Below are 22,855 nucleotides of genomic sequence, written 5' to 3'. Positions count from 1 at the left end.
CGCGCGGGGCGCTTGTCAACGCATGCTCAGCCAGCGGCGGTTTCGGGTTAAAATCTGGTTTTGCCTGATCCAGGCTTGCTTCATTCGCGCGGCCAGACCGCGCCATTACTCCGAGTCTACATGACTGAATCGTACGAGAATTTTGACAGCGAGATGGCGGCGATCCGCACGCCGCCTCATTCGATCGAAGCCGAGCAATCGGTGCTGGGCGGCTTGTTGCTGGACAACAGCGCCTGGGACAAGATCGCCGACGTGGTGTCCGAGGCGGACTTTTACCGCCACGACCACCGGTTGATCTACAAACATGTGGCCAAGCTGGTGGAACTGGCGCGTCCGGCCGACGTGGTCACCGTTTCCGAAAGCCTGGACAAGAACGGCGAGCTGGGCAATATCGGCGGCCTGTCCTATCTGGCCACGCTGGCGCAAAACACGCCGTCCGCCGCCAATATCCGCCGCTACGCCGAGATCGTGCGCGAGCGCTCCATCATGCGTCAGCTGGCGTTGGTGGGCACCGAGATCGCCGAGGCCGCTTACGCGCCAATGGGGCGCGACGCCTCGCAGCTGCTGGACGAGGCAGAGGGCAAGGTGTTCCAGATCGCAGAATCCACCGCCAAGGCCAAGCAGGGCTTCCTGGAGATGCCGGGCTTGCTGAAAGAAGTGGTCGAGCGCATCGACATGCTTTACAGCCGCGAGAACCCGGACGAGGTCACCGGCGTGCCTACCGGCTTCATCGATCTGGATGCCAAGACCTCCGGCCTGCAAGCGGGCGACTTGATCATCGTCGCCGGTCGTCCGTCCATGGGCAAGACCGCGTTCTCGATGAATATCGCCGAGCACGTGGCGGTGGAGCAGCATCTGCCGGTGGCGGTGTTCTCCATGGAGATGGGCGGCGCGCAGCTGGTGATGCGTATGCTGGGTTCGGTGGGGCGGCTGGATCAGCATACGCTGCGCACCGGCAAACTGGGCGACGACGACTGGCAGAAGCTGACTTACGCGATAGGCAAGCTGTCCGAGGCGCCGATGTACATCGACGAAACCGCGGCGCTAACCGCTTTGGAAGTGCGCGCGCGCGCGCGCCGGCTGGCGCGCCAGCACGGCGGCAAGCTGGGTCTGATCGTGATCGACTATTTGCAGCTGATGTCGGGTTCGGGCCGCGGTGACAACCGCACCGCCGAGTTGGGCGAGATTTCGCGCGGTCTGAAAGGCCTGGCCAAGGAGCTGCAGGTGCCGGTAATCGCGCTGTCCCAGCTGTCGCGGGCGGTGGAGCAGCGCCCCAACAAGCGGCCGATGATGTCGGACTTGCGGGAATCCGGCGCCATCGAGCAGGATGCCGACTTGATCGTCTTCATGTACCGGGAAGAGTATTACAACCCGGAGAACCAGGAAGTGAAGGGTCTGGCCGAGGCCATCATCGGCAAGCACCGTAACGGTCCTACCGGCGCGGTGCGGCTGGCCTTCGTCGGCAAGTACGCCAAGTTCGACAACGCCGCCACCTTGGGCGTCAGCGGCTGGGCAGACAGCGACTCCTAAGAACTTGCTCACGATCTGCTGTGCTTCAGCGATACGGCGTTGAAAACGACTTCGAAATGCTCATGTACCGTGTGTACACTCCGCTTTCTCAGCCGTTTTCGCCTTGTCTCGCCCTTGCTCGCGAGATCGTGAACAGTTCTGAGATGGTTCTGAGACTGAGCATACGAGAGATACCGATGAGCTTTTTCGACAAGCATGTATTCATTTGCTGCAATCAGCGCGCCGGCTGCGAGGATTGCTGCAACAATCATGGTTCCAGCGAACTGTTGGGCTACATGAAGGACAAGGTCAAGGCGCTGGGCCTGGCCGGCGAGGGCAAGATCCGCGTCAACAAGGCCGGCTGTCTTGGGCGTTGCGACGACGGCCCGGTGATGGTGGTGTACCCGGAAGAGACTTGGTACACCTTCGTCGATAAGGAAGACATCGACGAAATTGTCGCCGAGCATATGGTGGGCGGGCGCGTGGTGGAAAGGTTGAAGATCTGATGTTGAAGGCAATGAACAAGCAAGTGGTGGCCGGTCCGGCCGGGGGCCTGGAAACCATCGTGGTGGCTGCACAGGGTGAGACGCGCGGTGTCGCGGTCATCTGCCATCCTAACCCGCTGCAGGGCGGCACTAACACCAACAAGGTGGTGCAGACCGCGGCCAAGGCCTTGTCGCAGCTGGGCTATGTCTGCTATTGCCCGAATCTGCGCGGCGTGGGCGATAGCGAAGGGCAGCACGATTACGGTATCGGCGAAGTGGAGGATGTCATTGCGGTGGTGGATCATGCTCGCCGCGAGCAGGGTAATCTTCCCTTGGCGTTGGCGGGTTTTTCCTTTGGCGGCTTTGTCGCCGCGCGCACCCGCGCGCGCATTGAGGCAGATAAATTACTGCTGATGGGCGTGGCGGTGGGTAAGTACGAGACGCCTACGCCGGAGGTGCCGGCCGACACGCTGGTGATTCACGGTGAGGAGGATGAGGTGATTCCGCTGGCTGCGGTGATGGATTGGGCCCGGCCGCAAGGCTTGCCGGTTGTGGTGTTTCCCGGTGCGGGCCATTTCTTCCATGGCCGGCTGGTGCAGCTGGCGCAAACGATTCAACGCTGCTGGTAAGGCGTCGCCTGACTCTGGCGCAAAAAAACCGGTCATCCATGCGATGGCCGGTTTTTTTTATCAGCGGTGCAGTTCGCCCGCGGCTTCTGGCTGGTAGGTGACTTCCAGCACCTTCAGGCGGATGCTGCCGGCCGGCGTTGGCCAGTCGATGCTTTGGTCAACGGACAAACCCAGCAAGGCGGCGCCAATGGGTGCCAGCACCGAGATCTTGCCCTGTTCGCTGTCTGCTTCGCGGGGGTAGACCAGGGTCAGGGTTTTTTCCTGGGCGTCGTCCAGCTTGACCCGCGCGCAGCTGTTCATGGTGATGATGCCGGCGGGCATGGCGGAGGGCTCCACCACATCGGCGCGCTCCAGCTCGGCTTCCAGCGCGGCCGCGGTGGGGTGGCCGCTCTCGCAATCCTCCAGCAGCGCGGCGAGGCGCTCATAGTCCAAAGAGGACACCGTGATGGCCGGGCTTGTCGACATATGCAACTCCTTCAGATAGACAAAGGGCACCGCAGGGTGCCCGATGATTTAGTGCGCGAAAAGCGTGTGTGCCAATGATATCGCTTGTAACCGCATGTAACAAGGCTTGGCGGCTCAATCGCCAGGAATACTAGGCTTTGGGCCGGGCTTGTAATGCGGCGTAAGAGCCTGTTTGCAATCTGCTGTATGTCGGCGATACGGCGTTGAAATCCCCTTCAAAATGCTCATGTACTGTGTGTGCATTCCGCTTTCTCAGCCATTTCCGCCTTGTATCGCCCTTGCCTGCGAGATCGTAAACAGGCTCTAAGCGTTCAGCCCAACAGCGACAGCGCCGCGCGGGGGCCGATATTGGCCTGTGCCTGGGCGGCGAGGCCTGTCTGGCCAAGGATTTGCTTGGCGGCCAGTTGCGCCGTGGCGGCGGCGAAGTCGGTGTCGCTGATACGGCTATTGGCGGCGGCGGTGTTGACCGAGGCGGTTTGCAGGTTGTTGATGCTGGCCTCGAAACGGTTGCTGATCGAGCCCAGGGTGCTGCGGGTATTGGCCAAGGTGTTCAGATCGGTGTTAGTGCTTTGCTGCGCGGCCAGCGCGCCGGCCTGGGTGCTGATGTCTATGGTGCCGGTGGCGTTCAGATTGGCGTTGTAGCTGTTCAAGCCACCGCTGGCCGGCGCGGCGGCCAGATTGACGCCGGATATGTTCACTTGGTTGTCCGCGCTGCCGTTGGGGCCCACCTGAAAGGTGGTGGTGGCGTTGCTGTTCAGCAAAGGGGTGCCGTTGAATTCGGTGCTTTGCACAATGGCGGAATTGGCCTGGGTCAGTTGGTCGACTTGCTGCTGCAACGCCTGACGATTGCTGGGGCTGAGCGCGCCGTTGCCGGCCTGAATCGCCAGTTCTTGGATTTGCTGGGTGTTGCTTTGTAGCTGGTTGAGAGCGCCGTCGGCGGTCTGAGCCAGCGAGATGCCGTCGTTGGCGTTGTTGATCGCTTGATTGTTGCCGTTGATCTGGGCTAGCAGCGCTTCCGAGATGGCGGCGTTGGCCGGGTTGTTGGCGGCGTTGTTGGTGGTTTTGCTGGCCGAGAGTTGGGCCAGCAGCTTGTCTTTGGCTTTCTGGGTCTGGTTCAGCTGGTTCTGCCCCTGCAGCGCGCTCAGATTGCTATTGATGGTCAGTGCCATGGCCGGCTCCCGCTGGATGTGGTTTCACTTCTTCAGTGTAAGAAAGCGCGTGGGGCAGGGCAAGCCGGGTTTCGGGTAAATTCGCGTCGCGACGGATGGCGCGGGCATGGGCGTGAAAAAGCCCGGCGGCGCCGGGCTGATGATTGAGCATTTCTTTTATTTGCCGGGCTTGGGCGGCGTGCCGGCGGACTGAGTCAGGATTTCGTAGCCGCTGTCGGTGACCAGCACGGTATGCTCCCACTGCGCCGACAGGCTGCGGTCCTTGGTGACCACGGTCCAGCCGTCGCCGAGCATGCGCAGGTGGCGTTTGCCTTGGTTGATCATCGGCTCGATGGTGAAGATCATGCCGGCCTGCAATTCCAGCCCGGTGCCGGGGCGGCCGTAGTGCAGTACTTGCGGCTCTTCGTGGAATTTTGTGCCGATGCCGTGGCCGCAGAATTCCTGCACCACGCTGTAACCGGAGTTTTCCGCGTGCTGCTGGATGGCGTAGCCGATGTCGCCCAGCGTGGCGCCCGGCTTGACCTTGTCGATGCCGCGCCACATGCATTCATAGGTGACGCGGGACAGGCGGCGGGCATGTTCGCTGACGTTGCCCACGTGGTACATGCGGCTGGTGTCGCCGTGGTAGCCGTCCTTGATCACGGTGACGTCCAGATTCATGATGTCGCCGCTTTTCAGGGGCTTGTCGTTCGGGATGCCATGGCAAATCACGTGGTTGACCGAGGTGCACACCGATTTGGGATACGGATTGTGGCCGTCCGGCGCGTAGTTCAGCGGCGCCGGGATCGCGCCCTGCACATTGACGATGTAGTCGTGGCAGAGCTTGTCGATGGCTTCGGTGGTGACGCCGGGCTTGATGAAGGGGGTGATGTAGTCGAGGACTTCCGACGCCAGGCGGCCGGCAATCCGCATCTTTTCGATGTCTTGGGCGGTTTTTAGTTGGATGCTCATGGGATTCTGGTGATGTGCGTGTCTGCGGCTAATGAGACGTATTCTAGCAAAAACGCCCCCGGCCCGGCAGTGCTTGTCGGGCCGGGGGCGCGTTGGCGTTCAAATCAGGCGCATCTTGAACTGCTTGCCCTTGATCTTGCAGGCGGACAAGCGCTCCAGCGCTTGCTCGGCGATGGCGCGGTCCAGCGCCACGAAGCTGGCGAATTCAAAGATATTGATCTTGCCTATCTGGGCGCCGGCAAAGCCGGCGTCGCCGGTCAGCGCGCCGAGGATGTCGCCGGGACGCAGCTTTTCACGCTTGCCGCCGGCGATCTCCAGCGTGACCATGGGCGGCAGGAGTGGACCGCCAGGGGCCGGGGTCAGCTGGTCCAGCTTGGCCCAGGTCAGCGGCGCCTGCTGATAGCTTTCAATCAGCGCCAGCCGCTTGTCGTCGTTGTCGGCGGCCAAGGTCAGCGCCAGGCCCATCGACTCGCCGCGGCCGGTGCGGCCGATGCGATGGATGTGGATTTCCGGGTCGTGGGTGACGTCGACGTTGATTACCAAGTCCAGTTCCTTGATGTCCAGGCCGCGCGCGGCCACGTCGGTGGCCACCAGCACGGTGGCGCTCTTGTTGGCGAAGCGCAGCAGGATCTGGTCGCGCTCGCGCTGCTCCAGGTCGCCGTACAGCGCCAGCGCGCTGAAGCCTCGTGCCTGCAAGTCGCGAACCAGCTCTTTGCAGCGTTCCTTGGTGTTGCAGAAGGCCAGCGCGGAAGTCGGACGCAGGTGTTGCAGAATAGTGGTGACGGTTTCCAGCCGCTGTTCCGGCTTGATCTTGTAGAACCATTGTTCAATGCGCTCGCCGCCGTGCAGCGACTCCACGTGGATTTCCTGCGGGCGGCGCATGAATTGCGCGCTGATCTTGCGGATGTCTTCCGGGTAGGTGGCGGAGAACATCAAGGTTTGGCGCTGGCGCGGGCAGGCGCGGACGATGCCGACGATTTCCTCGATAAAGCCCATGTCCACCATGCGGTCGGCCTCGTCCAGCACCAGGGTGCCGACGCCGGACAAATTCAGCGAGCCGCGGAAGAGGTGGTCCTGCAGCCGGCCAGGGGTGCCCACCACGATGTGGGCGCCATGCTCCAGCGAGCCGATCTGCGGACCCATCGGGCTGCCGCCGGTCAGGGTCACTACTTTGACATTGTCTATGCTGCGCGCCAGCCGACGGATTTCCTGCGCCACTTGGTCGGCCAGTTCGCGGGTAGGGCAGAGCACTAGTGCCTGCACGCCAAACCAGCGCGGATTCAGTCGCGCGAGGATGCCCAGCCCAAAAGCCGCCGTTTTGCCGCTGCCGGTCTTGGCCTGCGCGATCAGGTCTTGGCCGTCCAGGATCGCCGGCAGGCTGGCGGCCTGGATGGCGGTCATGCTGTGGTAGCCCAGGCTGTCCAGATTGGACAATAGGGCGGCGGGCAGGGGCAGGATAGAGAAAGCGGCTTTTTTCACAATGACTTGGCGTATTACGGTATCGGGCTGCGAGTGTAACAGGCCGGCGGCCAACGGCCAAATCGGATGTCCGCCGCCGGCGCCGTTCAGACTGTGAAGCGCGATACCGATTCCGTCAGCCGTTGCGCCAATTGCTCCAGTTGCTCGGCGGCGTTCACGGTTTGCCCGATTTCTTGGTCGTTGGTTTGAGCCATCTCCGCGATGGCGTCGATGCTGCCGGTCACGGATTGGCTGGCGGCGCGCTGTTGTTCGGTGACGGCGACGATCTGGCGCAGGCCCTGGCGCACCTCGGCTACGGACTGGTTGGCGGCGTCCAGCACGCTGGACACGCTGTCGGCGGACTGGCGGCTGGCGGTCAGCGAGGACAGGCCGGCGTTGACCGCGGCGCGCACCGCGTCGGTTTTCTGGTTCAGCGCGTCGGTCACTGCGTCGATCTCGCTGGCGGAACGGGCCGATTTCTCCGCCAGCTTGCGCACCTCGTCGGCGACCACAGCGAAACCGCGGCCTTGCTCGCCGGCGCGCGCGGCCTCAATCGCCGCGTTCAGCGCCAGCAGATTGGTCTGTTCGGCGATTTCGCGCACTTCCTTGGTCATATTTGTGATGCTGGAGGTGGAACTGGCCAGTTCGGTTTCCGCCTGAGCCATCAACCGCACCGCTTGCTCCACCTGGCTGATTTCGCGTTGAAGCTGGCTGAGGCTGGAGCGGCCGTCCTCGGAGCGTTGCAGGCTCTGGTCGGCCTCGGTGCTGACATCCTCCGCCTTGCCGGCGATTTCACCGATATGGCTGGCCAGTTGCTCCACCGCGTCGGCCGCGGATTGGGATTGACGGTTTTGCCTGTGAGAACTTTCCGCCAGGTGGGCGGCGCCGTCGGCCAACTGGCGCGAGGACTGCGACACCGCGCCGGCGGAAGCGCCTACATGGCGCACCAGCTCCGCGATGGCGGCCAGCATCTGGTTGAAGCGTTGCGCGGTATCGCCGATTTCGTCGCGGCTGCGCACCGGCAGCCGCCGCGTGAGATCGCCTTCGCCCTGAGCCAGCTCCGCGAGGCCGGTCGACATCGCCTGCAAGGGCCGGGTGACGAGGCGGCGAGCCAGCAGGAACACCACCGCCATCAGGGGGAGCGAGGCCAGGATGGCGAACAGAATGCTTTGATCGCGAAAACGGCTGACCGAGGCGTAGGGTTTTTCCAGTGAGATGCGCATGCTGACCACGCCCAGCGGCGTCTTGTCCGCCACCTGGTGGCACATCATGCAGTTCTTGCCCAAGTAGTTGCGCGACGCCAACGCAGGGTAGACCACGCGCAGGTGTTCGCCCAGCGCCGGGGTGGATTCGATCTGGATATGGGGCTTGCCGTCGCGCAAGGCCTGTTGTTCCACCGTGTCGCCGCTCAGGCTTTTGTCGCCGGCGTTGCCGGGGCCGAACTGCTTGCTGACGGCCTGGCCGCGGATCACGCGCAGGTCGCGCACCGCGGAGAGTTCCTTGATCTGGTCCAGAAAAACGTCGCGCTGGCCCACGGTGCCGGTAATCATCATGCCGGTGAGTCCGGCCATGGTCATTTCGTTCATGCTGTGGGCCAGGTCTTGCGCCTGCTCCACCGCGATGTCGCGGCTGACGCTGGTTTCCCAGGCAATCAGCCCGCTCCAGGCCAGGACCAGGCAGCACCATACCGCCATGGTCAGTTTCAGCCAGATCGGCCAATCGGAAAATTTGCGCATGCGTGTGCGGACGGCGGGTCCGTTCTCCTGGTGTGTTTGTAGAATCGCGCGATTGCCGCTATAGGTTTATTGAAATGGGTCGCAGCGCGATGGTAGTGATTTGATGACGTAGGAATGTTGGTTTAAATCAAACTTATAGTTAAAACGATTAGGCTTGGGTTTGAGGCGGTTTTCTGTGAAAATCCCGCCCTCGCCGCAGTTGGGCATCTTCATCACCATGGATTTCAAGGAGCGCAGTATATGGGTGACACAAGCGGACGCCGCGTAGCCATCATCGGCGGCGGACCGGCCGGCCTGGCCGCCGCCGAGCAACTGGCGGCGGCGGGCGTGCGGGTCGATGTCTACGACGCGATGCCGTCGGTCGGCCGCAAATTCCTGCTGGCCGGCGTGGGCGGCATGAACATCACCCATTCCGAACCCCACGCCAGCTTTGTGCAGCGCTACGGCGCGCGCAGCGCCGAGCTGCGGCCGATGCTGGACGTATTCAACGGCGAACATGTGCGGGCCTGGGTGCACGGCCTGGGGATAGAAACCTTCATCGGCAGTTCCGGAAAGGTGTTTCCCAAGGAGATGAAGGCGGCGCCGCTGCTGCGTTCCTGGCTGACGCGTTTGCGCGAGGCGGGGGTGAGCTTTCATGTGCGTCACCGTTTTCTGGGCTGGGACGAGCGCGGCCGCCTGCGCCTGTCGGCGCCGGACGGCGAGCGCTTGGCCGAAGCCGACGCCGTGGTGTTGGCCATGGGCGGCGGAAGCTGGCGCAAGCTGGGGTCGGACGGAAGCTGGGCGGCGATGCTGCGCGAGCGTGGCGTGGAGGTGTCCAAGTTACAGCCGTCCAATTGCGGTTTCGACGCCGGCTGGAGCGAGTATTTCGCTGACAAATTCGCCGGCGCGCCGTTGAAGTCGGTGACCTTGCAGTTCCATCCGGCCGTCGGCCACCCGTTCAGCCGCCGCGGCGAATTCGTCGTCACCGCCGGCGGCGTGGAAGGCAATCTGATCTACGCCTGCTCCGGCGCCATCCGCGATGAAATCGCGCGCAGCGGCGCGGCCTTGTGCTATCTGGATCTGATGCCGGATTGGAGCTTGCAGCGCATCCTGGGCGAAGTGGCGCGGCCGCGTGGTTCGCGCTCGATGTCCAGCCATTTGCAAAGCCGGCTGGGCTTGAAGGGCGTGCGCATGGGCTTGTTGCGCGAATGCCTGGACAAGGAGGTTTTCAACGACCCGGCCAAGCTGGCCGAGGGCATCAAGGCGCTGCCGCTGCGCCTGTTGGCGCCGAGGCCGCTGGATGAGGCGATCAGCACAGCGGGCGGCGTGACTTTCGGCGCGTTGGACCAGAACCTGATGTTGCAGGCGATGCCGGGCGTGTTCTGCGCCGGCGAGATGCTGGACTGGGAAGCACCCACCGGCGGTTATTTGCTGACCGCCTGCTTTTCCACCGGACGCGCCGCCGCGGGCGGCGTGCTGCGCTGGATGAGGCAGGGCTGAGGCCTGTTGCGTCCACGCCAGCGCAATAGGCGGCGACTGCGTGTTTCTACGGAGCGTTGCCTGCATTTTTTTTGCAAGCCTCTATACTGGATAGTGTCGCGCGGAACGCGCGGCCACGTCGTTGTCGAGAAAGCCGCCCACTGCATGATTGTCATGATGCGAAGGCGAACGCCTGAGGAGAACAGCGCGATGAAGCTTGACGATTTCAACCAGGTGGCCGATCTGATCGGCCTGAAAAAACGCTCACGCGAAGCGGTGTGGCTGATGGAGGTGGAGGGCATGACCGGTTACTTCGCGGCTCAGCAAATGGACATCAGCGAATCCACCGTGTCCCGCGCGCACAGCCGATTCCGCCGCGCGCTGCAAAAAATCAACTCGCTGGCGGGCCATCTGCCCTTGTAAAGCTCGCCGTCACGGCGGCGACGAAGCCCGGTCTTGGCCGGGCTTCGTCGCGTTCGGGCTGTTCCTTGTGCCGGGAGGCGTTGGCGACGCTGCCTCCGTTCACCACATCTGGATATACTGACGCGCAGTCTTCCCCTCCTAAGGAGAGCTTCATGGCTTTGCGTCACGGCGTCGATTTCGACAAGGCTCAAGCCCTGCACCGGCAGGAGCAGGCGATGTTTTCCGAGCGGCGTCCGCGTTCGCGGCAGCTATCCGCCGCCGGCGGCGAGCATTTGCTGTTCGGCGCGCCATTGCATTGGATGGCGGATTGGTCCACCCCGTTCAATCTCTATGTGGAAGAGGCTCGGGGCGCACGGCTGCGCGACGTGGACGGCCATGAATATCTGGATTTTTGTCTGGGCGACACCGGCGCGATGTTCGGCCATTCGCCGGAGCCGGTGGCGCGCGCCATCGCTGATCAGGCCGCGCGCGGTTTGACCGCGATGCTGCCGTCGCCGGATGCGGTGTGGGTGGCGGAGGAACTGGCGCGACGCTTCGGTCTGTCGCACTGGCAATTCGCCCTCAGCGCCAGTGATGCCAATCGCTTCGCGCTGCGCTGGCTGCGCGCCGCCAGCGGCCGGGACCGGATCATCGTGTTCAACGGCTGTTACCACGGCACGGTGGACGACGCCTTCGTCGATCTGATCGACGGCCGGCCAAGGCGGCGAGCCAGTTTGCTGGGGCAGACGCATGATCCGGCCGCGTATACCCGAGTAGTGGAGTTCAACGACCTGGAGGCGTTGGATCGGGCTCTGAGCGACGAGCGGGTGGCCTGCGTGCTGGCCGAGCCGGTGATGACCAATATCGGCATGGTGTTGCCGGAGCCTGGCTTCTGGAGCGCGGCGCAGGATTTGATCCGCCGCTACGGCAGTTATCTGCTACTGGATGAAACCCATACCATCAGCAGCGGGCCGGGCGGTTACTGCGCGGCTTACGGCTTGAAGCCGGACGCGCTGGTGCTGGGCAAGCCGCTGGGGGGCGGGCTGCCGTGCGCGGTCTATGGGTTCAGCGCGGAACTGGCGGAGCGGGCGCAGCGCGCAAAGCGCTCCGCCGCGCCCGGTCATTCCGGCATCGGCACCACGCTGAGCGGCAATATGCTGGCCGCGGCGGCGATGCGCGCCAATCTGGCCGAGGTGATGAGCGACGCCGCCTACCAGCGGATGTTCGCGTTGGCTCAGCATCTGGCGGACGGTTTGCAGGACTGGATAGAGCGCTGGCGGCTGCCGTGGTGCGTGAGCCGCGTCGGCGCGCGCTGCGAGTTCCAGTTTTCCCCGCGCCCGCCGCGCAACGGCGGCGAGGCGGGCGCGATGCAGGATGAGGCGCTGGAGCGGGTGATTCATCTCTACCTGCTCAACCGCGGTTTCCTGATCACCCCTTTCCACAATATGTTGTTGCTGTGTCCGGACACCGAATTTGCCGACGTTGATCGCCTGCTGGAGGCCTTGGACGGTTTTGCCGGCGAGGTGGTTTAGAGTCGCTGGAACACCTCGCTGAGACGCAGCGGCAAGGCGCGCTTTTGAGCGCGCCTGTCTAAAATCCCGCCGACGCGCAGCAGATCATAAACAGGCTCTTAGCGCGCGGCTTGCTGGCGAATGGCCAGCAAGGCCTGATTGCGCAAGGTTTTCAGCAGGCTGAGTTGCTCCGGCGCGATGGCCAACGATCCCGCTTGGCGGCGGTCGCCGTAGAGTATGCCCAGCTTGCGTTTGTCCAAGGACAGCGGCAGTAAGACGAAGGTGTGGGCCACGCTCATTTGGCGATACCAGGCCGGGATGTGCTGGGCGATGGCCGGCGCGTCGATGTCGTCTATCAGCATGTCGGCGTTGCGCTCCAGCGCCTTGCGGAACAGGCTGTCGCCGCTATCGATGTCGGCCCGTAGCGCCGGCAGCAGCAATTCCACCTTTTCGCCGAAACCGAAGCGGGCTTGCAGCGGCAGGTCGGTCCCGCTGCGCGCGCAGATCAGCGCGTGGTCGAAGCCCAGGCCGCGGTACATGGTTTCCAGAATGATGCGCAGCAGGTCATTGAGTTTGTAATCGCCCAGCAGGGTGTTGGTGATGTCCTGAACGCCGGCGGAGCCGGCCGTGGCTTGCAGCCGGGTGGGGTCCGGCGCCGTTGGCGGAGGCGCGCTGGCGGCGGGCGGCGGCGCGCTCTTGTTGAGTCTGGCCTGGCGCAAGGCCTGTGAACGCGGCCCCTGGCCGGCCTCCGGCCCCAGCTCCGCCAGATAGGCGGATAGCAGGGTCTGCGCCTGCGCCAGCTGCTGCTCCAGGGGCGCCCACTCCAGCGCCAGCGCCCGGCTGTAGCGTTGCAGCAGCTTGCGGCTGGCGTCGGCTTGATCAATGCCGCTCTGAGTCAGCTGGCAAACCAGTTCTCGGCACAGCGAACTTAAGGCCTTCATCCGCATCTCGCTGGTTTGCGGCTGACGCACCGCGCCGGCCGGCATCGGCTCCATGCCGGTCAGAATCCGTTCCGGGAAGCGCCAGAGCGCGGCGGTGGCGGCGCCCAGGTCGGCGTAATCGGCGCCCAGCGTCTGGTGCGCGGCTTGGTCGACGCCGGCGCCGGCGTCGATCAGCATTTGGATTTGCCGGTATTCGTCGCGGAAATAATTGACGCACAGCAGTTCGCCCAAGTTTTGCAGCATGCCGCAAATCAAGGCCTCTTCCGCCTCGCGCACGCCGCAGGCCGACGCCAGCGAGCGGGCCAGCAGGCCGGTGAACAGGGTCTTGATCGCCACGTCGCGGATCTCGTCGGCATGGGCGCGGTTGTGTAGGTGTTCGAATAGCAGCAGGCTGAGCGCCAGATTGCGTATGGTGTCGAAGCCGAGGATCACGATGGCGCGGGAAATGGTGCTGACCGCGCCGCCGTACTGGCTGAAATTGGCGGAATTCACCACCTTCAGCAGTTTATTGGTCAGCGACACGTCTTTGAGGATGGCGCTGGACAGCGCTTGCAGGCGCTCGCTGTCGGCGTTGTTGCTCTTGTTGATGGCGGCGATGGCCTGGGACAGCGCCGGAAAGTCCGGCGCGTGGCGCATGCGTTGCAGCAGGTGGTCCAGCGCGGCGCGGCCGCCTTCCTGGCGATTAAAGCGCTGATGGCGGGCCAGCCAGTCTTGCAGGCCGGCCAGCGCGCGGCGGCAGGCGCCGGCGTCGGCCGCCGGGTCGCGCAGCGCGGCCAGCCATTGCTCCAATTCCGGGTCGCACTCTCGTTCCGGCGCGCTGGCGCTGATTAGCCAGCGCAGCAATTGCTCGGCCTGCAGCAGTTCCTGACGCAAGCGTTCCGGGCTCAACGCTTGGCAGGCGTGCTCGCCTAGCAGCGCGACGCGTTGATGGATGTCGGCCAACACGGTTTCGGGGTAGAGCCGCCCAAGGCATTTCCCGCTGGCGTGCAGGTGGATCAGCGGTTCCAGGATGTCGCACGCCAGGCCGATGCGTTCGGCCAGCGGCAGCGCCTGCAGCGTTTTCAGGCGCAAGGGCTGTAGCGTGTCCTGTCGGTAGACGGCGTAGTGTTTGCCGTCGAGGCGGACTTGTCCCTGCCAGGCTTGCAGCAAGGGATGGCGGAAGGCCGGGCGCGGCGGCGTGTCCGGCAACTCCGACTTGGACTCCATCAACGCCAGAGCCTCGCCGTCGCGGCTGGCCAGCAGCACCGACAAGCCATCCGGGCAGTTCAGCGTGGCGACGATTTGGTATTCCGGCTCTGCGGCGGCGCACATCGCTGTCTCCGTGCGGCTTGCGTATTTGTACTAATGTAGACAGTTATTGAGGCGCGAGCCGAAGATTCCACCGCGTTTGGCTAGGTATTCTTATTGCCCTTTGGACTAATTTTTGATTTGCTAAGAGCATATTGATATATCCAATCGGTTTTGATGCGCCGATGGGCTTTCGGTAGATTTGAACGCATCTACAGGATGGGCAGGAAGCATGGACATCGGTCATCAGAGGCTGACTCACCTCAAACAGTTGGAAGCGGAGTCGATTCACATCATTCGCGAAGTGGCCGCGGAATTCGAAAACCCGGTGATGCTGTATTCGATAGGCAAGGATTCGGCGGTGATGCTGCATCTGGCCAAGAAGGCTTTTGCGCCGGGCAAGCCGCCGTTCCCCTTGATGCACGTGGACACCACCTGGAAGTTCAAGGAAATGATCGCGCTGCGCGACAAGCAGGCGCGCGAATACGGCTGGGACCTGATCGTCCACGTCAACCAGGAGGGGGTGGACGCCGGCATCAACCCGTTCACCGCCGGCAGCGCCAAGCACACCGACGTGATGAAGACCGAGGGCCTGAAGCAGGCCTTGAACAAATACGGCTTCGATGCGGCTTTCGGCGGCGCGCGCCGCGACGAGGAAAAGAGCCGCGCTAAAGAGCGGGTCTACTCCTTCCGCGACCGCAATCACCGCTGGGACCCGAAGAACCAGCGCCCGGAGCTTTGGAACATCTACAACAGCAAGATAGACAAGGGCGAGAGCATACGGGTGTTTCCGCTGTCCAACTGGACCGAGCTGGACATCTGGCAATACATCTTCCTGGAAAATATCGAGATCGTGCCGCTGTACTTCGCCGCCGAACGGCCGGTGATAGAGCGCGACGGCACGCTGATCATGATAGATGATGAGCGGATACTGGAATATCTGAGTCCGGAGGAGAAGGCCGGCATTGAAACCAGACAGGTGCGCTTCCGTACCCTGGGCTGTTATCCGCTGACCGGCGCGGTGGAGTCCCAGGCGGCCACGCTGCCGGACATCATCCAGGAGATGCTGCTGACCCGCACCTCCGAGCGCCAGGGCCGGGTGATAGACCACGACAGCGCCGGCTCGATGGAAAAGAAAAAGATGGAAGGATATTTCTGATGACCCACCAATCCGATCTGATCGCCGGCGATATTCTGGAATACCTGCGCCAGCACGAAAACAAGGATCTGCTGCGCTTCATCACCTGCGGTAATGTCGACGACGGCAAATCAACCCTGATCGGCCGGCTGCTGCATGACTCCAAACTGATTTTCGAGGATCAACTGGCGGCGATAGAGCGAGACTCCAAGAAGTACAACACCACCGACCAGGACATCGACCTGGCCTTGCTGGTGGACGGCTTGCAAGCGGAGCGGGAGCAGGGCATTACCATCGACGTGGCTTATCGCTATTTCAGTACCGACAAGCGCAAATTCATCATTGCCGACTGCCCGGGCCACGAGCAGTACACCCGCAATATGGCCACCGGCGCGTCCACCAGCAATCTGGCCATCATCTTGATCGACGCGAGGCGCGGGGTGCAGACTCAGACCCGCCGCCACAGCTTCATTGTCAGCCTGTTGGGCATTCGTCATGTGATTGTGGCGGTGAACAAGATGGACCTGGTGGATTACGACCCGGCGGTGTTCGAGCGTATTCGCGATGAGTACCTGGCCTTTGCCGAGGGCCTGGAGATCCCGGACATCCGCTTCGTGCCGATTTCCGCGCTGCGCGGCGACAATGTGGTTAGCCGCGGCGAGGGCGCGCCCTGGTATCAGGGGCCGACGCTCATGCAGCTGCTGGAAACGGTGGAAGTGAGCAGCGACGTGGCGCTGGAAGCCTTCCGTCTTCCGGTGCAGTACGTGAACCGGCCCAATCTGGACTTCCGCGGCTTCTGCGGCACCATCGCCGCCGGCGAGATCCGTCCCGGCGACGAAGTGCTGGCGCTGCCGTCCGGCCGTCGCAGCAAGGTCAAGGCGCTGGTGGCCTACGAGGGCGAGCTGGCCGCGGCCGGCGCCGGAGAGGCGATCACGCTGACGCTTGAGGACGAGATCGACGTGTCGCGCGGCGATATGATCGTGCGCGCAGATCAAGCGCCGCCGGCGGTGACCGGCAGCCTGGACGCGCACTTGGTGTGGATGCAGGACGCGCCGCTGCGCGCCGGCAAGGAGTATGGTTTCAAGCTGGCCGGCAAATTCGTCACCGGCCGCGTGGAGGCCATCCTGCACCAGGTGGACGTCAACACGCTGGAGCAGAGACCGTCGGAGGCGCTGCATCTGAACGAGATCGCGCTGTGCCGCATCAGTCTGAACGCGCCGGCGGTGATAGACGCCTACGCGGCCTGTCGCGGCACCGGCAGCTTCATCGTGATAGACCGCTTGAGCAACGCCACCGCCGGCGCCGGCATGATCACGGAGGCCAGGGCGGAGCAGGCTGCCGCGCCGCAGGACGAATTGCAGCGGCTGCGCGCCTTTGAGCTGGAGTTGAACGCGCTGGTGCGCAAATACTTCCCGCACTGGGAGGCCAAGGACATCGGCCAGCTGTTTCCGCGTTGAGCTAGTGTCATGTAGCAGTGGACAGCCCTCCGTTCCACGGCGGGCTGTCCGTTTTTCGACCTGTTGTTGCAGGAATCGGCCACGCCGGTTTACAGCCGGCGGCGGTCTGCCTACAATCCGGCAGCTTCAATTGGCGCGTTGTATCCGCTGCGGTTTTCGCAGCGGCGTGGTTCTGTTTCGTCCCGTCTGCTTAGGCAGCCGCGGTCCACTCGGTTTCCCCCTCCGTCTTTCGCTTGAAGCGCCGGCAGCGCCGTCCGCGGCGCTGTCGCATCGACTGTAATCCACATAGAAAAGATAAAACATGACGTTTGCGCTGAAACACATCGCAGGCGCAACCGCTGCCATCTTGCTGGCAGGCCCGGTTGCAGCCAAGGATTTCACTGTCGCCGTGATCTACGATCAGGCAGGCAAGTTCGACAAGAGCTTCAATGAAGCGGCATTCAACGGCGCCGAACGTTTCAAGAAAGAATTCCACATCAACTACCGCGAAGGCCAGGTCAGCAACGACGCTCAGAAAGAGCAGATGCTGCGCAATATGGCGCGCAAGGGCGCCGACCTGGTGGTGGCGGTGGGCTTCGCCTACACCCAGTCCATCGAGACCGTGGCCAAGGAGTTCCCCAAGGTGAAGTTCACCCTGGTGGATTCTGTGGCCAAGGGCCCGAATGTGCAGAGCATCGCCTTCAAGGAGCAGGAAGGCTCCTTCCTGGTGGGCATGGCCGCCGCGCTCAAGTCCAAGAGCGGCAAGGTGGGCTATCTGGGCGGCATGGACGTGCCGCTGATCCGCGCCTTCGGCTGCGGCTACGCCCAGGGCGCCAAGTACGCCAACCCCAAGGCGGTGGTGATGCAGAACATGATAGGCACCACCCATGCCGCCTTCAACGACCCGGCGCGCGGCGGCGAACTGGCCAAGAGCCAGTTCGATCGCGGTGTGGACGTGGTGTTCGCCGCGGCGGCGCTGTCCAATATGGGCGTGATCCAGGCGGCCAAGGGCGCGAAGAAGTTCTACATCGGCGTGGACAGCAACCAGAACTATCTGCAGCCGGGCGTGGTGCTCACCTCCATGGTCAAGCGCGTGGACAACGCGGTGTACGAAACCATGCGCGACGCCAAGAACGGCGCGTGGAAGCCGGACGTCAAGCTGATGGGCCTGAAGGAAAACGGTGTGGACTGGGCGCTGGACCAGTACAACCGTTCGTTGATCACGCCTGAGATGGAGAAGAAGATTCTGCAGGCGCGCAAGGACATCGTCAGCGGCAAGATCAAGGTGGTGGATTACCGCGCCGCCAATCGCTGCCCGGTGAACTGATTCGTCGGGGCTGCGCTAGGCGCGGCGACGTGAAAACGGGCAAGACCATCTGGTCTTGCCCGTTTTTCTTTGCCAAAGTGAATTTATTCGAAACAGTTTGCGATTTTTAGGGTTGAATCCGCTGCGCGGATGATGACTCAGGGCCGGTTCCGCCCGGCGAACGGAAAGGGGAATTTGCTCGGCCAAATTCCCCTTTACCCCAAAGGCCGCCCTGCAAGCCTGGCCTACGGCTTCCCGCCGGGGCCCGTCAGGCCCGAGGTGCGGCTGAACTCGCACCGCGCTAACGTCGCGGTGCTCGAACAAGCAGCCGCTTAAGACCTCGGGCCTGCCACCCGACGGCAGGCTTGAAGGGGTTCTAGGCACGTCGGGTACGTGGCTTCTTGCGCACCTAACAAGGTTTCAACATGCTAAAAAGGATTGTGAGCAGGCTCTCAGATCCCCAGCGTCGCGCCACCGTCCACGTACAAATTATGCAGCGTAATGTGGCGCGCCTGATCCGACAGCAGGAACAGCGCGGCATTGGCCACATCCTGCGGCGTGGCGATGCGGCGCAGCGGGATGCCGGTGCGGTACTGCTCCAGCGAGCCTTGCAGGATGGCCGGCGGGATGGCGTCGTCGCTCCACAGCTGGCGCTGCATCGCGGTGTCGGTGGAGCCGGGCGACACGATGTTGCAGCGCACGCCGAACTCGGCCAGCTCCAGGCCCAAGCATTTGCTGAACTGGGTGGTGGCGGCCTTGGACGCGGCGTAGGCCGCCATCTGGGTGCGCGGCACTTCGGCGGCGTTGGAGCCGACAGTGACGATGCCGCCCCGGCGGCGCGCCTGCATGCGCCGCGCCACCGCACGGCTGAGGAAGAACACGCCGTGGGTGTTGACGGCGAAGCTCTGCAGCCAGTCCTCGTCGCTGAGTTGCTCCACCGTGCCCAGGCGCAGCACGCCGGCGACATTGGCCAACATGTCGATGGTGCCGATCTCGTCCTCGATGCGCGCCACCGCCTGTTCCACCGACGCGCCGTCGCGGATGTCCAGCGGCAGCGGAATGATGCGGCCGTCGGCGTGAGCCGGCGCGTGCAGCGCCAGCTGCTGCAGGCCGTCGGCGCGCAGGTCCAGGGCCGCCACGCGGCAGCCCTGGTCCGCCAGGGAGCGCGCCAGCGCCGCGCCTATGCCCTGGGCCGCGCCGCTGACCACGGCCAGCCGGCCGTGGAATTCCGGATAGCTGGCGCTCATGCGGCCACCCTGTCCAGCTGGCGCGCCAGCAGCGCCTGCCAGGCGTTGACGCTGGGTTGCTGCGCCAGCTCGATGAAGTCGATTTCCGCGCCCAGCGCGCGCCACTGTTCCAGCAAACTCATCAGGCGGATGGAGTCCAGACCCCAGTCCAGCAGATTGTCGTCCAGGCCGATGTCGCTGGCCGGCTGTTGCAACAGCTCGGCGACGGCGGCGCGCAGCGCTTCAGCGCTAGGCGCGGCGCTGGTCGGAGCGGCCAGTTGATTCAGCAGGCGCTGGCTGTCCAGTGTCACGCCGCAGCGCTGGGCGACGTATTCCAGCGCCATCGCGTGGCGTTCGGCGGAGAAGTCGGCCAGGCCATCGGCGACGAAGAAGGGCTGGATGTCGTACATGAAGGCGTCCAGCGCGGTGCTCATGCAGCCGATGTGGGCGTAGATGCCGCATATGATCAGCTGATCGCGCCCTTGTTGGCGCAGCAGGTTGAGGAAGGGCGAGCGCTGGAAGGCGCTGTAGCGCCACTTGGTCAGCACGGTGTCGTCGTCGGCCGGGCTCAGGCTGGCCACGATGGGGTGGCGTTCCGGGCGCGCCGGCAGGCCGGGGCCCCACATATCGTTGAGCAGGCCGCGGTCGTTGTCGGCTTGTTCCGCCGGCTGGGCGGTGTAGAACACGGGGATGTTGAGCTCGCGGCAGCGCGCGCGGATGGCGGCGATATTGCGCAGCGCGGTGGCCACAGGCTCGGCCTCTCGATCATAGAAATCCAGGAAGTATTCCTGCATGTCGTGGATCAGCAGCGCGGCGCGCTGCGGCGCCACCGTCCAGTTGACGCGGTTGTCCGGCAGTTGGGACGGGATGGCGTAGGGGGCGATGCGGGGAATGCTCATGCTTGTGACCTTTGGGTGGGCTGTGCGGCCAGTTTCTGTTCCAGCATCTGGCGCAGGGTTTTCTTGCTGACTTTGCCGACGCTGGTTTGCGGCAGGGTGTCGACCAGCTCCAGCCGGTCCGGAATCTTGTAGGCGGCGAGGCCGCGCTCGCGCAGGAAGGCCGCCACTTGGGGCAGGCGGATCGCCTGTTGCTCGCGTGGGATGATGAAGGCGCAGGAACGCTCGCCCAGATAGGGGTCGCTCATCGCCACGATGGCGACGTCGCGCACCAGCGGGTGGGCCAATAGGTGGTTTTCCACTTCCTCGGCCGATATCTTTTCGCCGCCGCGGTTGATCTGATCCTTGGCGCGGCCTTCCACCGTCAGATAGCCGTCGGCGTTCATGCTCACCAGGTCGCCGGTGCGGTAGAAACCGTCGGCGGTGAAAGCGCGCTGATTGTGGTCGGCGGCGCGCCAGTAGCCGCGGATGGTATAGGGGCCGCGCGTCAGCAGATGGCCGACCTCGCCCGGCGCCACAGGCTGGTCCTCGTCATCGACGATGCGCACTTCGTCGTCTGCGCTGATTGGCCTGCCCTGGGTGTGTAGCACCCGTTCCGGGCCGTCGTCGAGCCGGGTGTAGTTGACCAGGCCTTCCGCCATGCCGAACACCTGTTGCAGCTTGCAGCCCAGCGCAGGCTCGACGCGGGCGGCGAGCTCGGGGCCGAACTTGGCGCCGCCCACTTGCAGCAGGCGCAGGCTGGCCAGCTTGCCCGGCTGCTTGGCGGCGGCGTCCAGCCACAGCGGCACCAGCGGAGGCACCAACGCGGCGATGGTGACGGACTCGGCCTCGATCAGCTCGAAGGATTCGTCGACGCTGGGGCCGGAGGCCAGCACCACGGTGCCCCCGGCGTGGAACACGCCGAAGCTGCCGGGCGAACTCATCGGGAAGTTGTGGCCGGCCGGCAGTACGCACAGGTAGACGCTGTCGCGGCTCAAGCCGCAGATTTCGGCGCTGGCGGCGAAGCTGTACAGATAGTCGTCATGGGTGCGCGGAATCAGCTTGGGCACGCCGGTGCTGCCGCCGGAAAGCTGGAAGAAGGCCAGGCCGCTGGCGTCCGGCTCCGCGGGCAGCGGCTGGTCCATCAGGTAGAGGCTGTTGAGCGGGGTGTAGTCGCCGGCGTCGCCGGCCACGATCACGTGTTGCAGCGAGGGCGCCAGCGGCAGCAGCTCGGCCACCAGCGCGCGGTAGTCGAAGCCGCCGTGCTGGTCGGCGCAGATGTAGACCGCGGCGTCGGTGTGCTGGCAGAAGTAAGATACCTCGGCGCGGCGATGCGCCGGCAGCGCGAACACCGGCAGCATGCCGAGACGGAACAGCGCGAAAGCGACGATGAAGAACTCGGCGCAGTTAGGCAACTGCACCACGGCGCGCTGGCCGGGGCGCAGGCCGCGGGCATACAGGCCGGCGGCCAGGCGTTCGGCGTAGAGCTTGAGTTCGCGGTAGTTCAGCCGCTGCTTGCCGGCCACCAGGGCCAGTTTTTCCGGCTGTTGCTCGGCCTGGGCCGCCAGCATGGAAAACAGGGTCTGGCTCTGCCAATAGCCGGCCTCGCGGTAGCGGCGGGCAAAGTCTTCCGGCCAAGGGGTCCAGTCTAGTTGTTGCTCGCTCATGCCGCCTCCGCCAAGTCTGCCAGGCCCATCGCGCGCAGCATGGTGCGGAACTTGGCAGCGGTTTCAGCCAGTTCGCTTTCAGGCAGCGAGCCGGTGACGATGCCGGCGCCGGCGAACAGACGCAGCGTGCGCTCGGAGATTTCGGCGCAGCGGATGGTGACCGCCCATTCGCCGTCGCCGTTGCCGTCGCACCAGCCCACCATGCCGGTGAAGAAGCCGCGGTCGAAGGGTTCGATCTCGCGGATCAGCTTGCGGGCCGGGTCTGCCGGGAAGCCGCATACCGCCGGGGTGGGGTGCAGCGCGCGGGCCAACTCGAAGGAGCCCACGGTCGGGTCGATAAGTTCGCCGCTGATGCGGGTGGACAGGTGCCACATGGTGGCGGTAGACACCAGGGACGGGCCGGCCGGCACTTGCAGATTGCGGCAATACGGCGCCAAGGCCTCGACCACGGCGTCGATCACCAGCTTGTGTTCGTACAAGTCCTTGCCGGATTCCAGCAGAGCGTCGGCGCGGCGGCGGTCTTCAGTCGAGTCCGGACTGCGCGCGGCGGAGCCGGCCAGCGGATTGGTGATCACTTGCCGGCCGTAGCGCGCCAGCAGCAGCTCAGGGCTGGCGCCCATTAGCGCCCGGCGCGGCGCGTCGTCCGCGCTCAGTTGCACCGCGAAGGTGTAGCCGTGCTGGTTCTGGCTGGCCAGATTGAGCAGCAATTGACGCTGATCTATGGCTTGTTGGGCGGAAAGTTCTAAGGTGCGCGACAGTACCACCTTGTCCAGCGCGCCGCTGCCGATGCGGGCCAGCGCGTCGCTGACGCCTTGGCAGTAAGCGGCCGGCGCCGGCTGCGGGGTCAATTGGCAATCGGCCTGCAAAGGTTGGCGCAGAGCGCTGCGCTGTTCCTGTTTCAGCGCGTCGGCGCGGCGCACGCGCCGCGGCACGAACAACCAGGGTTGTTGTTCCGGCATGAAGGGAATGGCGCCGACCACTACGGCCTGGGCCGGGTCCGGCTGGGAAGCCAGCGCGGCGGCGATGGCGGCGCTGGGGTCGGTGTCTGTAATGACTTGCTGGATGCCTTCGGCTAGCAGAGTGTGGCATGGCGAGGCGAAGAAGAAGGCGGAATCGGCCTGGTAGGCGGCCAACAGATTGTGTTCGCCGCTATAGGCTGGGTCGAGTGAGGTTTGGTTCATCGCTATTCCTGAGTCCACTGGGTAG

At 64.2% G+C, this 22,855-nt stretch carries 19 protein-coding genes; 9 read left to right on the top strand and 10 right to left on the bottom strand.

Translation table 11 applies throughout. The features are described 5' to 3' along the window. Window positions 1–120 precede the first annotated feature (120 nt). The 3 genes from dnaB to MOV80_RS12625 all read left to right on the top strand — a co-directional run bounded on the left by dnaB (window position 121) and on the right by MOV80_RS12625 (window position 2,623). Window positions 121–1,530 (top strand): replicative DNA helicase, encoded by a 1,410-nt coding sequence (gene dnaB / locus MOV80_RS12635; protein ID WP_039753396.1) that lies wholly within the window; start codon window positions 121–123, stop codon window positions 1,528–1,530. A gap of 176 nt (window positions 1,531–1,706) precedes the next feature. After that, on the top strand, window positions 1,707–2,015 hold the full coding sequence (locus tag MOV80_RS12630; protein WP_043590538.1) for an NAD(P)H-dependent oxidoreductase subunit E: 309 nt from the start codon (window positions 1,707–1,709) through the stop codon (window positions 2,013–2,015). Further along, entirely contained in the window at window positions 2,015–2,623 is a 609-nt protein-coding gene (locus MOV80_RS12625) for an alpha/beta fold hydrolase (protein ID WP_019100118.1), read from the top strand. The genes MOV80_RS12630 and MOV80_RS12625 overlap by 1 nt, the downstream gene beginning before the upstream one ends. 60 nt (window positions 2,624–2,683) lie before the next feature. Here MOV80_RS12625 and rnk read toward each other — a convergent pair whose 3' ends face one another. The 5 genes from rnk to MOV80_RS12600 form a co-directional block, all read right to left on the bottom strand. Then, the gene (gene rnk, locus MOV80_RS12620; RefSeq protein ID WP_019100117.1) at window positions 2,684–3,088 is read right to left on the bottom strand and encodes a nucleoside diphosphate kinase regulator; all 405 of its coding nucleotides are present in this window, start codon (window positions 3,086–3,088) and stop codon (window positions 2,684–2,686) included. Window positions 3,089–3,399: 311 nt separating this feature from the next. Continuing rightward, on the bottom strand, window positions 3,400–4,257 hold the full coding sequence (locus tag MOV80_RS12615) for a flagellin (protein WP_118267812.1): 858 nt from the start codon (window positions 4,255–4,257) through the stop codon (window positions 3,400–3,402). A 156-nt stretch (window positions 4,258–4,413) separates the two neighbouring features. Further along, complete coding sequence (map, locus tag MOV80_RS12610; RefSeq protein WP_254894682.1) at window positions 4,414–5,241, bottom strand: type I methionyl aminopeptidase; 828 nt, start codon at window positions 5,239–5,241, stop codon at window positions 4,414–4,416. Window positions 5,242–5,307: 66 nt separating this feature from the next. Further along, complete coding sequence (gene dbpA, locus MOV80_RS12605; RefSeq protein ID WP_039753418.1) at window positions 5,308–6,687, bottom strand: ATP-dependent RNA helicase DbpA; 1,380 nt, start codon at window positions 6,685–6,687, stop codon at window positions 5,308–5,310. An 86-nt stretch (window positions 6,688–6,773) separates the two neighbouring features. Next, complete coding sequence (locus MOV80_RS12600) at window positions 6,774–8,402, bottom strand: methyl-accepting chemotaxis protein (protein WP_249605158.1); 1,629 nt, start codon at window positions 8,400–8,402, stop codon at window positions 6,774–6,776. 240 nt (window positions 8,403–8,642) lie between these two features. Here MOV80_RS12600 and MOV80_RS12595 point away from each other — a divergent pair, with 240 nt between their 5' ends. The 3 genes from MOV80_RS12595 (at window position 8,643) to MOV80_RS12585 (ending at window position 11,794) form a co-directional block, all read left to right on the top strand. Next, on the top strand, window positions 8,643–9,881 hold the full coding sequence (locus MOV80_RS12595) for a TIGR03862 family flavoprotein (RefSeq protein ID WP_081574492.1): 1,239 nt from the start codon (window positions 8,643–8,645) through the stop codon (window positions 9,879–9,881). A gap of 189 nt (window positions 9,882–10,070) precedes the next feature. Then, window positions 10,071–10,283, top strand: coding sequence for a sigma factor-like helix-turn-helix DNA-binding protein (locus MOV80_RS12590; protein ID WP_019100111.1), 213 nt, complete (start codon window positions 10,071–10,073; stop codon window positions 10,281–10,283). 152 nt (window positions 10,284–10,435) lie between these two features. Continuing rightward, the gene (locus MOV80_RS12585; RefSeq protein ID WP_161523835.1) at window positions 10,436–11,794 is read left to right on the top strand and encodes an aspartate aminotransferase family protein; all 1,359 of its coding nucleotides are present in this window, start codon (window positions 10,436–10,438) and stop codon (window positions 11,792–11,794) included. A 98-nt stretch (window positions 11,795–11,892) separates the two neighbouring features. Here the strand turns inward: MOV80_RS12585 and MOV80_RS12580 are convergent, their stop codons facing one another. After that, entirely contained in the window at window positions 11,893–14,025 is a 2,133-nt protein-coding gene (locus tag MOV80_RS12580; RefSeq protein WP_249605157.1) for an HDOD domain-containing protein, read from the bottom strand. 208 nt (window positions 14,026–14,233) lie between these two features. Here MOV80_RS12580 and cysD point away from each other — a divergent pair, with 208 nt between their 5' ends. The 3 genes from cysD to MOV80_RS12565 all read left to right on the top strand — a co-directional run bounded on the left by cysD (window position 14,234) and on the right by MOV80_RS12565 (window position 17,902). Beyond that, window positions 14,234–15,160 (top strand): sulfate adenylyltransferase subunit CysD, encoded by a 927-nt coding sequence (gene cysD, locus MOV80_RS12575; protein WP_249605156.1) that lies wholly within the window; start codon window positions 14,234–14,236, stop codon window positions 15,158–15,160. Then, on the top strand, window positions 15,160–16,596 hold the full coding sequence (cysN, locus tag MOV80_RS12570; protein ID WP_249605155.1) for a sulfate adenylyltransferase subunit CysN: 1,437 nt from the start codon (window positions 15,160–15,162) through the stop codon (window positions 16,594–16,596). Before cysD ends, cysN begins: the two co-directional genes overlap by 1 nt. A gap of 301 nt (window positions 16,597–16,897) precedes the next feature. Beyond that, window positions 16,898–17,902, top strand: coding sequence for a BMP family ABC transporter substrate-binding protein (locus MOV80_RS12565; protein WP_019102171.1), 1,005 nt, complete (start codon window positions 16,898–16,900; stop codon window positions 17,900–17,902). A gap of 431 nt (window positions 17,903–18,333) precedes the next feature. Here the strand turns inward: MOV80_RS12565 and MOV80_RS12560 are convergent, their stop codons facing one another. Genes MOV80_RS12560 through dhbC form a run of 4 tightly spaced genes read right to left on the bottom strand, consistent with a single transcriptional unit; the run spans window position 18,334 to window position 22,830 of the window. Further along, a complete protein-coding gene (locus MOV80_RS12560) occupies window positions 18,334–19,128 on the bottom strand; it encodes a 2,3-dihydro-2,3-dihydroxybenzoate dehydrogenase (RefSeq protein ID WP_249605154.1) in 795 nt (264 codons plus the stop codon). Beyond that, entirely contained in the window at window positions 19,125–20,006 is an 882-nt protein-coding gene (locus MOV80_RS12555; RefSeq protein ID WP_249605153.1) for an isochorismatase family protein, read from the bottom strand. Before MOV80_RS12555 ends, MOV80_RS12560 begins: the two co-directional genes overlap by 4 nt. Next, window positions 20,003–21,649, bottom strand: a complete 1,647-nt coding sequence (locus tag MOV80_RS12550) for a (2,3-dihydroxybenzoyl)adenylate synthase (protein WP_118267802.1) — start codon at window positions 21,647–21,649, stop codon at window positions 20,003–20,005. The genes MOV80_RS12555 and MOV80_RS12550 overlap by 4 nt, the downstream gene beginning before the upstream one ends. Then, window positions 21,646–22,830 (bottom strand): isochorismate synthase DhbC, encoded by a 1,185-nt coding sequence (gene dhbC, locus MOV80_RS12545; RefSeq protein ID WP_019101765.1) that lies wholly within the window; start codon window positions 22,828–22,830, stop codon window positions 21,646–21,648. The genes MOV80_RS12550 and dhbC overlap by 4 nt, the downstream gene beginning before the upstream one ends. Between the last annotated feature and the right edge of the window lie 25 nt (window positions 22,831–22,855).

Origin of the sequence: Chromobacterium sp. IRSSSOUMB001, assembly GCF_023507765.1 — a bacterium.
In the GTDB taxonomy this organism is placed as follows: Bacteria; Pseudomonadota; Gammaproteobacteria; order Burkholderiales; family Chromobacteriaceae; genus Chromobacterium; species Chromobacterium haemolyticum.
The sequence above is the reverse complement of the archived record's forward strand: the minus strand, read 5'-3'. Positions and strand labels throughout refer to the sequence as shown.

What these genes read in the sequence shown, in the direction of transcription:
- dnaB (WP_039753396.1), top strand. Translation starts at nt 121, where the DNA reads ATGACTGAATCGTACGAGAATTTTGACAGCGAGATGGCGGCGATCCGC.
- cysD (WP_249605156.1), top strand. Translation starts at nt 14,234, where the DNA reads ATGGACATCGGTCATCAGAGGCTGACTCACCTCAAACAGTTGGAAGCG.
- MOV80_RS12590 (WP_019100111.1), top strand. Translation starts at nt 10,071, where the DNA reads ATGAAGCTTGACGATTTCAACCAGGTGGCCGATCTGATCGGCCTGAAA.
- MOV80_RS12585 (WP_161523835.1), top strand. Translation starts at nt 10,436, where the DNA reads ATGGCTTTGCGTCACGGCGTCGATTTCGACAAGGCTCAAGCCCTGCAC.
- MOV80_RS12600 (WP_249605158.1), bottom strand. Translation starts at nt 8,402, where the DNA reads ATGCGCAAATTTTCCGATTGGCCGATCTGGCTGAAACTGACCATGGCG.
- MOV80_RS12560 (WP_249605154.1), bottom strand. Translation starts at nt 19,128, where the DNA reads ATGAGCGCCAGCTATCCGGAATTCCACGGCCGGCTGGCCGTGGTCAGC.
- rnk (WP_019100117.1), bottom strand. Translation starts at nt 3,088, where the DNA reads ATGTCGACAAGCCCGGCCATCACGGTGTCCTCTTTGGACTATGAGCGC.
- dhbC (WP_019101765.1), bottom strand. Translation starts at nt 22,830, where the DNA reads ATGAACCAAACCTCACTCGACCCAGCCTATAGCGGCGAACACAATCTG.
- MOV80_RS12565 (WP_019102171.1), top strand. Translation starts at nt 16,898, where the DNA reads ATGACGTTTGCGCTGAAACACATCGCAGGCGCAACCGCTGCCATCTTG.
- MOV80_RS12595 (WP_081574492.1), top strand. Translation starts at nt 8,643, where the DNA reads ATGGGTGACACAAGCGGACGCCGCGTAGCCATCATCGGCGGCGGACCG.
- MOV80_RS12625 (WP_019100118.1), top strand. Translation starts at nt 2,015, where the DNA reads ATGTTGAAGGCAATGAACAAGCAAGTGGTGGCCGGTCCGGCCGGGGGC.
- MOV80_RS12580 (WP_249605157.1), bottom strand. Translation starts at nt 14,025, where the DNA reads ATGTGCGCCGCCGCAGAGCCGGAATACCAAATCGTCGCCACGCTGAAC.
- MOV80_RS12550 (WP_118267802.1), bottom strand. Translation starts at nt 21,649, where the DNA reads ATGAGCGAGCAACAACTAGACTGGACCCCTTGGCCGGAAGACTTTGCC.
- cysN (WP_249605155.1), top strand. Translation starts at nt 15,160, where the DNA reads ATGACCCACCAATCCGATCTGATCGCCGGCGATATTCTGGAATACCTG.
- MOV80_RS12555 (WP_249605153.1), bottom strand. Translation starts at nt 20,006, where the DNA reads ATGAGCATTCCCCGCATCGCCCCCTACGCCATCCCGTCCCAACTGCCG.
- MOV80_RS12615 (WP_118267812.1), bottom strand. Translation starts at nt 4,257, where the DNA reads ATGGCACTGACCATCAATAGCAATCTGAGCGCGCTGCAGGGGCAGAAC.
- MOV80_RS12630 (WP_043590538.1), top strand. Translation starts at nt 1,707, where the DNA reads ATGAGCTTTTTCGACAAGCATGTATTCATTTGCTGCAATCAGCGCGCC.